The 10,719-nt window shown below is 32.1% G+C and carries 13 protein-coding genes; 7 read left to right on the forward strand and 6 right to left on the reverse strand.

The features are described from left to right. Window position 1 precedes the first annotated feature (1 nt). Window positions 2-520, reverse strand: coding sequence for a DUF6913 domain-containing protein (locus tag GQR98_RS18895; RefSeq protein ID WP_159021028.1), 519 nt, complete (start codon window positions 518-520; stop codon window positions 2-4). Between the two features lie 58 nt (window positions 521-578). Here GQR98_RS18895 and GQR98_RS18900 point away from each other — a divergent pair, with 58 nt between their 5' ends. The 3 genes from GQR98_RS18900 to GQR98_RS18910 are packed head-to-tail and all read left to right on the forward strand — an operon-like array spanning window position 579 to window position 3,053. After that, window positions 579-1,337 (forward strand): 5'-nucleotidase C-terminal domain-containing protein, encoded by a 759-nt coding sequence (locus tag GQR98_RS18900; RefSeq protein WP_159021029.1) that lies wholly within the window; start codon window positions 579-581, stop codon window positions 1,335-1,337. Between the two features lies 1 nt (window position 1,338). Next, window positions 1,339-2,256 (forward strand): bifunctional metallophosphatase/5'-nucleotidase, encoded by a 918-nt coding sequence (locus tag GQR98_RS18905; RefSeq protein WP_159021030.1) that lies wholly within the window; start codon window positions 1,339-1,341, stop codon window positions 2,254-2,256. A 53-nt stretch (window positions 2,257-2,309) separates the two neighbouring features. Beyond that, complete coding sequence (locus tag GQR98_RS18910; protein ID WP_159021031.1) at window positions 2,310-3,053, forward strand: YoaK family protein; 744 nt, start codon at window positions 2,310-2,312, stop codon at window positions 3,051-3,053. Here the strand turns inward: GQR98_RS18910 and GQR98_RS18915 are convergent. From GQR98_RS18915 to GQR98_RS18930, 4 genes are all read right to left on the reverse strand, one after another. Beyond that, window positions 3,046-3,786 (reverse strand): hypothetical protein, encoded by a 741-nt coding sequence (locus GQR98_RS18915; protein ID WP_159021032.1) that lies wholly within the window; start codon window positions 3,784-3,786, stop codon window positions 3,046-3,048. The genes GQR98_RS18910 and GQR98_RS18915 overlap by 8 nt on opposite strands. 77 nt (window positions 3,787-3,863) lie before the next feature. Next, window positions 3,864-5,867: an NAD-dependent DNA ligase LigA gene (gene ligA, locus GQR98_RS18920; protein ID WP_159021033.1), complete on the reverse strand. Its 2,004-nt coding sequence runs from the start codon at window positions 5,865-5,867 to the stop codon at window positions 3,864-3,866. Between the two features lie 157 nt (window positions 5,868-6,024). Next, complete coding sequence (gene prmC, locus GQR98_RS18925) at window positions 6,025-6,894, reverse strand: peptide chain release factor N(5)-glutamine methyltransferase (RefSeq protein ID WP_159021034.1); 870 nt, start codon at window positions 6,892-6,894, stop codon at window positions 6,025-6,027. Between the two features lie 63 nt (window positions 6,895-6,957). Next, a complete protein-coding gene (locus GQR98_RS18930; protein WP_159021035.1) occupies window positions 6,958-7,449 on the reverse strand; it encodes a GNAT family N-acetyltransferase in 492 nt (163 codons plus the stop codon). 54 nt (window positions 7,450-7,503) lie between these two features. Between GQR98_RS18930 and GQR98_RS18935 the strand changes: the two genes are divergently transcribed. From GQR98_RS18935 to GQR98_RS18950, 4 genes are read left to right on the forward strand one after another with little or no spacing between them, the layout of a single operon-like run. Continuing rightward, a complete protein-coding gene (locus GQR98_RS18935; protein ID WP_159021036.1) occupies window positions 7,504-7,959 on the forward strand; it encodes an LEA type 2 family protein in 456 nt (151 codons plus the stop codon). 2 nt (window positions 7,960-7,961) lie between these two features. After that, entirely contained in the window at window positions 7,962-8,993 is a 1,032-nt protein-coding gene (ribD, locus tag GQR98_RS18940) for a bifunctional diaminohydroxyphosphoribosylaminopyrimidine deaminase/5-amino-6-(5-phosphoribosylamino)uracil reductase RibD (protein ID WP_159021037.1), read from the forward strand. Further along, window positions 8,986-9,597, forward strand: coding sequence for an HAD family hydrolase (locus tag GQR98_RS18945; RefSeq protein ID WP_159021038.1), 612 nt, complete (start codon window positions 8,986-8,988; stop codon window positions 9,595-9,597). Before ribD ends, GQR98_RS18945 begins: the two co-directional genes overlap by 8 nt. A gap of 1 nt (window position 9,598) precedes the next feature. Then, window positions 9,599-10,207 (forward strand): IMPACT family protein, encoded by a 609-nt coding sequence (locus GQR98_RS18950; protein ID WP_159021039.1) that lies wholly within the window; start codon window positions 9,599-9,601, stop codon window positions 10,205-10,207. Window positions 10,208-10,233: 26 nt separating this feature from the next. Here the strand turns inward: GQR98_RS18950 and GQR98_RS18955 are convergent, their stop codons facing one another. After that, the gene (locus GQR98_RS18955; protein ID WP_199270245.1) at window positions 10,234-10,638 is read right to left on the reverse strand and encodes an acyl-CoA thioesterase; all 405 of its coding nucleotides are present in this window, start codon (window positions 10,636-10,638) and stop codon (window positions 10,234-10,236) included. Between the last annotated feature and the right edge of the window lie 81 nt (window positions 10,639-10,719).

Genomic DNA, 10,719 nt, shown 5'->3' on the forward strand with positions numbered 1-10,719 from the left:
TCTAAATTTTATTTAATATTTTTAAGTATTTAAAAGTTTCGGTTTTAAATAAATCGAACTCTTTTAAGTTTGTTTTTATAATTAAATCGTTAATCCGCTCATCACTTTGCAATATTCCAATCTTAAATTTCGCCTTAGATTTCGCAGTAATTAGCTTCAATTCTAAAATATCGGTATCGTAATAGCTAACTAAAACATCAAATTTAGTATTTAAAAACCCTTCTAATTCTGGATTTTTAATAGCGCCTCTCCAACCAAAATCTTTAGGATTATAACAACTATCCCAAGTCTTTAAATCTTCTTTTTCATTCTGAGAAAAGGCTATGATTTTCAATTTATTAGACTTTACTTTTAGGGTATCTGCTAACGAATTGAACATCTCAAAATCGTCAATTTCATCTAAATTTAGAATCACCCCTAAACTCTCAACATCACTATCGGCAACCTCCAATTGGCGTTCCAATAATAATTTGTTCAAGTATTTTTTATTAGATTTTTCTTTAAAACCCTTTAAAATCATTTACCTTTATCCTTTGCGCAAAGGTAGCAAAAGTACATTCAAAAAATTAGTTTAATATATGAGGATTACATATTTATTTATTTTGTTAAATATTTTTGTTTTTTCAGGGTGTAAAGATCAAAAATTACATCTCACAAAAATTGAAGGTAAGCAAATTACCATTACAGATTCTTTAGGCGGGAATAGTGAAATTGAAGCTTACATAAAACCTTTTAAAGATAGAATTGAAAAAGATCTTGATAGCGTTTTAGCCTATTCTGCAGACACCTACACTAAAAAAGATGGAGAATACAATACTGCTATAGGTAATTTTATGGCCGACGCCGTTTACAGCGAATCTAATCCGATTTTTAAAAGTAGAACCGGAAAAGACATTGATATGGTTTTACTAAATCATGGTGGTATTCGCTCTATTTTATCAAAAGGAAATGTTTCAAAACGAACCGCTTTTGGCTTAATGCCTTTTGAAAACAGCATTGTTGTTGTGGCGCTAAAAGGCGAACAAGTAGATAGTATAATGCATTACTTATCTCGCGGAAAACGAGCACATCCGGTTTCTGGAATTAAATTAACATTAGACAAAGATTCTAATATTCTTGAAGCTAAAGTAAATGGTAAAAGCATAGAAAAAGATAAAACTTACTATGTTGCAACAAACGATTATTTGTACAGTGGAGGCGATAATATGACCTTCTTTAAAACAAACGATAGTCTATATGTTTTAGATTATAAAATAAGAAATGCGCTAATTGATAAGTTTATGAAACTGGACACCATTAACCCGGTTATAGACGATAGATTCACTCAAATTAAATAATATGAAACGTAGAGACTTTATACAACAAGCCACAGCTGGAACTGCATTAGTTACACTTGGCAGCATGGGACTTCAATCGTTTACTACGCTTGATAAAACATCTAAAATAACAATTCTACATACTAACGATGTACATAGCCACATTGATGCTTTTGGACCTGAAGATGGGCGAAACGCAAACAAAGGTGGTGTTGCACGTAGAGCAAATTTAGTAGATGCTATAAGGAAGGAAAACCCTAACACTTTACTATTAGATGCTGGTGACATTTTTCAAGGCACACCCTATTTTAATTATTACGGTGGAGAATTGGAATTTAAACTAATGAGTAAATTAAAATATGATGCCGCAACTATTGGTAATCACGATTTTGATAATGGTATCGATGGTTTGTACGCTCAATTACCACATGCTGAGTTTCCTTTTATTACAGCAAACTACGATTTCTCTAACACTATAATGGACACGCATACCAAACCTTATAAAACATTTATAAAAGATGGTATTAAAATAGGCGTTTTTGGTTTAGGCATAGAGCTTACTGGCTTGGTAGACAAAAGCATGTTTAAGGAAACAAAGTATTTAGATCCCGTTGAAACGAGCCAAGAAATGACGCGTATTTTAAAAGAAGATGGACACTGCGATTTAATTATTTGTTTATCTCACTTAGGGTATCATTATAAAAACAACCCAGATAAAATAGACGATTTAAAACTTGCCGGAGCAACAAAAGATATCGATTTAATTATCGGTGGCCACACGCATACATTCTTAAAAAAACCAACAGTTGTAAAAAATATTGACGGCAAAAACACACTTGTTAATCAAGTAGGTTGCTATGGTATTAACCTAGGTAAAATAGATTTCTATTTCGATTCCGATAAAAACAAATCGGCTAACGGAACTTCGATTATTGTGTAATGCTATACTTATCCATGAACTGAAATTAAGAATACCTTTAAAAAGAGTATCACATGTTTAGACATCAAGGCAAAAGCAGAACTTTAAAACATAACCTGCAAATTGCCACTGTTTTGTCTTTAGCTGCCGGAATAATAAATGTTACCGGATTTTTATCATTTAAGCAATTAACCACAAATGTAACAGGGCATTTTGCGCTCTTTATATACGATCTGGCAAATTTTAAATTCTGGAAAGGTACTATCTATTTTTTATATATTTTCTCCTTTCTTCTTGGTTCTTTTGCTTCCAGTTTTTTAATTGAAAAATATAGGGTTAACAAACAACTCAACGTTTTTGTTATCCCTACTGTAATAGAAAGTCTCATTTTAATTTCTATTGCAGTAATAAGCAACTTTGTAGAAATAACTTATCCTAATTTTATAGTCTTTGCAATGTTGTTCGCTATGGGTTTACAAAACTCATTTGTTACTAAAATTTCAAACGCAGTAGTAAGAACAACGCATCTCACAGGCCTTTTTACAGATTTGGGTATAGATTTGTCCCATTTATTATTCCCAGAATCTCATCCTGATCGAGCCAAGTTAAAAGAGAATATTAAGTTACGTATATATATAATTTCTTCTTTCTTTATAGGAGGTTTAATAGGTGGATTTTTTTATTCTGAACTTCATTTAAAACTAAATACCCTAATACTTGCGGCATTAATTTTACTATCAAGTTTATTTTACGACGACTTTAGATATCAACTCATAAAAACAAAAAGAAAGTACACGCAACGAAAAAACCTTACTTAAGGTGTGGATAATGCTCGTCTTCTCTAGGGCTAACATTCGGTAATCGGGATTGTTCGTAGAAAAAGTAAAAAGCCCCTAAAACCAATGTTGTAGCTAGAAAGTTTAATAAGCTACTTTGAGAAATATAAATATTAGCAATATCTATTACTTCGGAAAAAACAAGACACAACACACCAAAAAATAAGAAAAGTGATTTTTCGTTATCACGGTAAAAATAATTTAGCAGCGATAAAGACAAAACTAACAGAATGATAATATTGTATATGTTCTCTAGAAAATAGATACTATTTGTTAATAAATTAGGTTGCTCAATGGCGTATAAAACATAAATTAAATAAGCATCTAAAATGAGTAAAACAAATAAATGAATCTTCAAGTTTCTAAACACATATTTAAAGTTTATAGACTGACACATCTTAAAAAACAACATAAAATAAGCCAAAACATATAAACTGTTTCCTAAATAATAGGCATATTGGTAATAATCAGAGCTTGTATCAGGGTAAGCAATTTTATCAAAAATAGCCAACAAATCAGCCAATGCAAATAGCACAAAAAACATTAAAAACAGCTTGTTTTTTGGCTTAACCGAAACCACATAGCGAGCAACCACTAGCGGCACAATAAGCGATTCGAAGTAAAATGCTAAGTCTGGATTTCCGTTAAATTCGAAAACAACATAAAAAACATAAACAGCTGCAATTAATATTATAAAGATTTTTGACTTGTACATATTTGCTTCTAAAATCGAAACAAATATAAACAAATAGCTCAATTTGATAGAGTTAAAATGCTTTTAATCGATTATTTTTATTCAAAACCTATCTTTTGCAAGAATTCAGCCTCACTAATCAATTCTACATTTAACTTCTCTGCTTTCTCTTTTTTACTAGGTCCCATTTTATCTCCAGCAACTATAAAACTTGTTTTAGATGAGATAGAACTACTAACTTTCCCTCCATTATCCTCAATAAGCTTCTTCAGTTCATTTCTAGAAACAGTTTCAAAAACTCCAGTAACAACTATAGATTGTCCGGTAAGTAAACTCGTTTTACCAACCAATTCTTCTGCCGACATTTCTAACTGAACACCAAAAGATTTTAATCGGTTTATAATATTATTATTTTCTTCGGAAGCAAAAAACAAACAAACGCTCTCTGCTATTTTAATTCCTATTTCATCAACATTAACAAGTGCTTCTTGTGATGCTTCCTGAACCGCATCAATACTTTTATAATGCCTTGCTAACTTTTTAGCTACTGTTTCACCAACATAGCGAATACCTAAAGCAAAAAGAACACGCTCGAAAGGTATATTTTTAGATTGTTCTACACCTTGAATTAATTTTTCAGCACTTTTATCTGCCATACGTTCCAGCGGAATAACTTGCTCCTTTGTCAATTCATATAACTCGGAATAATTAGAAATCAAACCTTCATTAACTAAAAGCGCAACCGTTTCACCTCCTAAACCATCAATATCCATCGCTTTACGCGAAATATAATGCTGAATTCTTCCAATAATTTGAGGATTACATCCATTATAATTCGGGCAATAATGTTGTGCTTCACCAACTTTACGCTCTAAAGCAGTATCACATTCCGGACAATGGGTTATATATAATGTAGGTTCAGAATTTGCTGGTCGCTCACTTAAATCGACACCCAAAATTTTAGGTATTATCTCCCCTCCTTTTTCAACATAAACCATATCACCAACACGAATATCGTGCTTTTCTATTTGATCTGCATTATGTAAAGACGCACGCTTAACCGTTGTTCCTGCTAATTCTACAGGCTCTAAATTTGCTACAGGCGTAATAGCTCCCGTTCTACCAACTTGGTAAGATATACTGTTTAATCGAGTAGAAACCTGCTCGGCTTTAAATTTGTAAGCCATAGCCCAACGTGGTGCTTTGGATGTAAAACCAAGCTCCTCTTGCTGCTGCAAACTATTTACTTTTACAACAACACCATCAGTTTCAAAAGGAAGATCATGACGATGTATATCCCAATAATTTATAAAGTCTAAAACTTCGTCTATAGAATTTGCTAGTTTAGCAACTTCAGGAACTTTAAAACCCCATTGACGTGCTTTTTCTAAACTCTCAAACTGATTAGAAACACCTAGATTTCCACCTGTTAAATTATACAACAAACACTCCAAAGGACGCTTAGCAACTTCTGCGCTATCTTGCAACTTCAAACTTCCTGACGCTGTATTTCTCGGGTTTCTATAAGGCTCTTCTCCTATTTCAATCCGGTCTTCGTTCATTTTATTAAACCCTTCAAAAGGCAATACAATTTCTCCTCGAATATCAAATATTGGAGGAAAATCACCTTTCAATTTTAAAGGTACAGACTTTATAGTTTTTACGTTAGCCGTAACATTATCGCCCTGAAAACCATCACCACGAGTTACCGCTTTTTCCAACACACCATTAATATATGTTAAACTTATGGATGCACCATCATATTTTAACTCACAAGTATATTGAACATCACCATCTATCATTTTTTTAATTCGCGCTTCCCAATCGAGCAAATCTTCTTTAGAATATGAATTATCTAAAGAATACATACGCTGCGCATGCTTAATGGTCTCGAAGTTTTTGGTAACTGCACCACCTACACGTTGCGTTGGCGAATTAGCATCGGTAAACTCAGGATGTTTAGCTTCTAAAGCTTGAAGTTCTTTTAACTTTATATCGAAATCGTAATCGGAAATAGTCGCATTATCCAACACATAATAATTATGGTTATGCATACGTAATTCGTCACTTAACTCCTGAATTTGCTTTTTAATGTTACTCATTGATGTGGGTATACTTTGCTTGAATTTATATTCAATTGAAATGATTCAGCACTTTTAATTTTATGCTTCAAATTTAGGAAATACTATCTAAATAGAAAACTACTGAAAACCATCAATCTCTTATTGTTAAAACTGAAATGGAATTGTTTATTGCTAGTTATAATGTTGCTTGTTTCGTAAAAACACCATTAATCATTCTATCTTTTCTAAACATATCTTGTTTTAAATGGATGTCTTTAAAATGATTTCCTTTTAATAATTGAATCATCTCGTTTCCTAAATATTCATTTATTTCAAAAAACAGAAGGCCGTTTTCCTTTAAGTTATGACTTGCAAATTCGGTAATAGCTTTGTAGAATTCCAACGGATTTTCATCATCAACAAAAAGTGCCAAATGCGGTTCATTTTCCAACACGTTAGTTTGCATTAACTTTTTCTCTAAATGACGTACATAAGGCGGGTTAGAAACAATGACATCAAATTTAGCATCTTCTAATAATTGCTCACCTTCAACCGATAATATATCTTGATTGGTAAAAGTAATAGCCACCTGGTTCAACTCGGCATTTTCTCGAGCAACCTTTAAAGCTTCAACACTAACATCTAATGCGAAAACCTTTGCATTTGGTAAGTTTTTGGCAATAGAAATAGCGATACAACCACTACCAGTACCTATATCTAAAATATTTACGCTTTTATTTTCTTCTACCGATTTTAACACCCAACTTACCAACTCTTCAGTTTCTGGCCTTGGGATTAAAGTGTTATCGTTTACTTTAAACGTTAATCCGTAAAACTCGGTTTCACCTAAAACATATTGAATTGGTATTTGTTGCTCTAACAACATTAATGCGTCTAAAATAAGCGCCTCGTTTTCGATTTTTAAATCACGATCCATTGCCAATTGTAAGCGTGTTACTTTATAATAGGTTTCAATTAAAATATAAAAGAAACTATCGACTTCTTCTAATTGAAAAAACGGATCTAACTTGTCGTGAAATATTTTCTGAATGTTTTTTAACTTCATTTTTTCAATAATTAGAAATACTTAGTGCATTTACTCTTGTCAATTTTGATTCAAACTAAAAAACTATAAATCTTTTAGCATCCAAACACCACAAGAAAAGTGCCCAGTATCACCCAAAGCCTTGTCTAGATGTTTAAATCCATGAGTTTCGTAAATATGAATAGCCGCTTTTAACTGTGTTGACGATTCAATGTAACATTGTTTATACCCCAAAGATTTAGCAGCTTCTAGGCATTTAGAAAACAACAGCTTACCGTAACCTTTACCTCTAATTTTAGATGAAAAATACATTTTCTGAATTTCACAAACTGTAGTTTCAAAACCGGCTAATGGCTTTAAACCAACGCCTCCTAAAATTTCACCATCTGCTTCAATAACAAAATAAACATCATTTGTATTTTGGTAAGCCTGAAAAATTTGTTTGGTTTCTGGATCGGTGTAAGCCGTACCTTCTAAAGGAATATTAAACTCATGAAAACACGCCCTAATAACTTGCTCAATTCCTGAGTTGTCATTAGGCCCAATTTCTCGAATAACTATATTATCTTTGCTCACTATAAAACTTTGCTTTTTGTCTGGTGAAGATACAGTAAATCCGAAAAAAACGTAATGAAGAAACTCATAATTTTATCAACACTACTCATCTCTTTTCTAAATTGTACTGTAACCGAAAAACCGACTTTTATAGGTGTACAAAACATTAAAATCTTAGAGTCAACATCTAAAAACGTAACGTTTACAGCTGATGCTCTGTTTTTAAACCCTAACGATATTGGAGGCGAATTGCAAACCGATGCCATTAAAATATTTGTTAACGATAATGAAATGGGGCATATATCGGCAGAACATTTTGATGTTCCGGCAAAAAAAGAATTTACAATTCCGTTAAAAGCTCAAATCCCAACAGACAGTATTTTTAGCAATAAAAACCTAAGTGGATTATTAGGAAGCCTATTTAGCAAAAAGGTTAAAATTCAATACACAGGAGAAATCAATTATAAAACCTTTGGTTTTTCGCATAGTTATGCTGTTGACGAAACCCAAAACGTTAAAATAAAATTTTAATATTGAATACACCCGAAACCTACATAACACGCTGTTTAGAAATTGCCAAAAACGGATTAGGAAGCACACGCCCAAACCCAATGGTTGGTAGTGTAATTGTTTACAATAACAAAATTATTGGCGAAGGCTATACAAGTGCATACGGTGGAAATCATGCCGAAGTAAACGCCATAAATTCTGTAAACGATAAAACGCTTTTAAAACAAGCCACCATATATGTGACACTAGAACCTTGCGCGCATTATGGAAAAACACCTCCTTGTAGCGACTTAATTATTAAACACCAAATACCCAATGTAGTAATTGGTTGTGTAGACGACTTTGAAAAAGTAGCAGGCTTAGGCATAAAACGATTAAAAGCAGCCGGATGTAACGTAATTGTTGGTGTTTTAGAAAAAGAATGTCGAGCGCACCACAAACGCTTTTTTACATTTCATAATAAAAAAAGACCTTATATTATTTTGAAATGGGCAGAAACCAGCGATGGTTTTATTGCTCCAATTAGTAAGGGTGAACAAAAACCAGTTTGGATTACCAACACCTACTCTAGACAATTGGTACACAAATGGCGTGCAGAAGAACAGGCTATTTTAGTTGGCACACAAACAGTGGTATCTGATAATCCATCTTTAACAACTCGTGATTTTTATGGCAACAATCCTATTAGAATTGTTTTAGACAAAACAGAACGACTGTCTGATAATTTAGCTATTTTTAATGATGCCGCTCAAACTATTCGGATCACCGAAAAAAACATCAATAAAAATTCCGAGACCATAGATTGGAATTCAAAAACTGACATAGCAAAACAGATAAGTACTATACTTTATAATAATAACATAAACTCTGTAATTATTGAAGGTGGAGCACAAACATTACAAACGTTTATAGATGAAAATCTTTGGGACGAAGCTCGAGTTTTTACTGGACAAACAACATTTAAAACTGGTGTTAAGGCCCCAAATATTTCAAGACAATTAGTTAATAAAGAATACATACTTACAGATCTTTTAAAAATATATAAAAATGATTAGAACATTAATTTTCGATTTCGGAAACGTATTTATAAACCTTGATATCGATGGCGCTGCTAAATATGCTTTTGAAACCTTAGAAATTGATTCTTTTTCTGAGGAAATTACCGCTTTTAATAGTTTTTACGAACAAGGCTTAATTTCTACAGAAGAATTTTTAGATTTTTACTTAGAAAACTTTCCTAAACTCTCGGAAGAAGATTTGATTTACACATGGAACTATATGCTAAAACATTTCCCTAAAGAAAGATTAGAGTTTATAAAAAACCTTAAAGCATCTGGAGAATACAAACTTATTTTGCTGAGTAACACCAACGAACTCCATATAGATTCTATTAAAGAAAGTATTTCTTTTTACGATGAATTTAAAAACTGTTTTGATGTTTTTTACTTGTCTCACGAAATAAATTTAAGAAAACCAAATACAGATATCTTTGAATTTGTTTTAAATGAAAATAAATTAAATGCCGACGAATGCTTGTTTATTGATGACAACCAAGATAACATTGAAACTGCAAAGACATTAAATTTTGCAACTTGGCATATCAATCCAGAGACCGAAGACGTTTGTACTTTATTTGAAACCAAAAGCCACTTATTTTAATTTGACTGAAAAAGACACTTATAAAACTATCACCAAAACCATAGAACCTGTTTTATTTAAAGATAAAAACAGTAAATTCTTTGGCTATACCTTTCCTGTTTTAAATGAAGATGATGTAAAACTTCAAATAGAAAAATTAAAAAAAGAGCATCATTCTGCTAGACACTGGTGTTACGCCTACCAACTAGGTACAGAAACCATAAGTTACCGCGCAAATGATGATGGTGAACCAAATAATAGTGCTGGTATGCCTATTTATGGACAAATCCAATCTTTTGATGTTACAAACATCTTAATTGTAGTTGTTCGCTATTTTGGAGGCGTTAAACTAGGCGTTGGTGGTTTAATAAATGCATATAAAACCACCGCGCAACTTGCGTTAGAAGCATCTAAAATTATAGAAAAAACTATAAACATAGATTACCTCATTACTTTCGATTATAAAAACATGAATAAAGTAATGCGTGTTATTAAAGAGCGTAACTTAAATATCACGAATCAAAAATTAGAATTAGACTGTCAGATTAAAATTTCCGTTAGAAAAAAAGAATCCGAAGCCGTTTTTGAAAAATTCAATCATCTTTTCGAAATACAAATCAAGCAAATTTAGATTCGTCAAAAAAAAAAAATTTTTTTTTATCCCTCAAGAATATCTAAAATATATTGAGGTGCTTTTGTTGGACGCTTAGTTTTCATGTCTACAAACACTAAAATTGTGCTCGCCGTAGACAAAAGCTCACCTTGCTCATTTGTAATTTCGTACTCGAATTCTATTTTGGCGGTGGGCTTTTTTGTGAGTTGTGTTTTTACATTAATTAGGTCATCGTAACCTGCTGGTTTTTTATAATTTACATTCAAAGAAACCACTGGCAACATAATTCCATTTTCTTCCATAGTTTTATATGAAATGCCTAGTTTTCTTAGCCATTCAATACGGCCCATTTCTAAATATAATGTATAATTTCCGTGATAAACGACTCCCATTTGGTCTGTTTCACCGTATCTCACTCTTATTTGTATTTCATCGGATTTCACGACCATATTTGAATAATTTTTTGTAGTTTCGACATGTGCTTAAACTTGAGGAAAAAATTCCAATTATTCAATAGTAATTCATTTTTT

It is taken from the genome of Algibacter sp. L3A6 (genome assembly GCF_009796825.1).
GTDB lineage: Bacteria > Bacteroidota > Bacteroidia > Flavobacteriales > Flavobacteriaceae > Algibacter.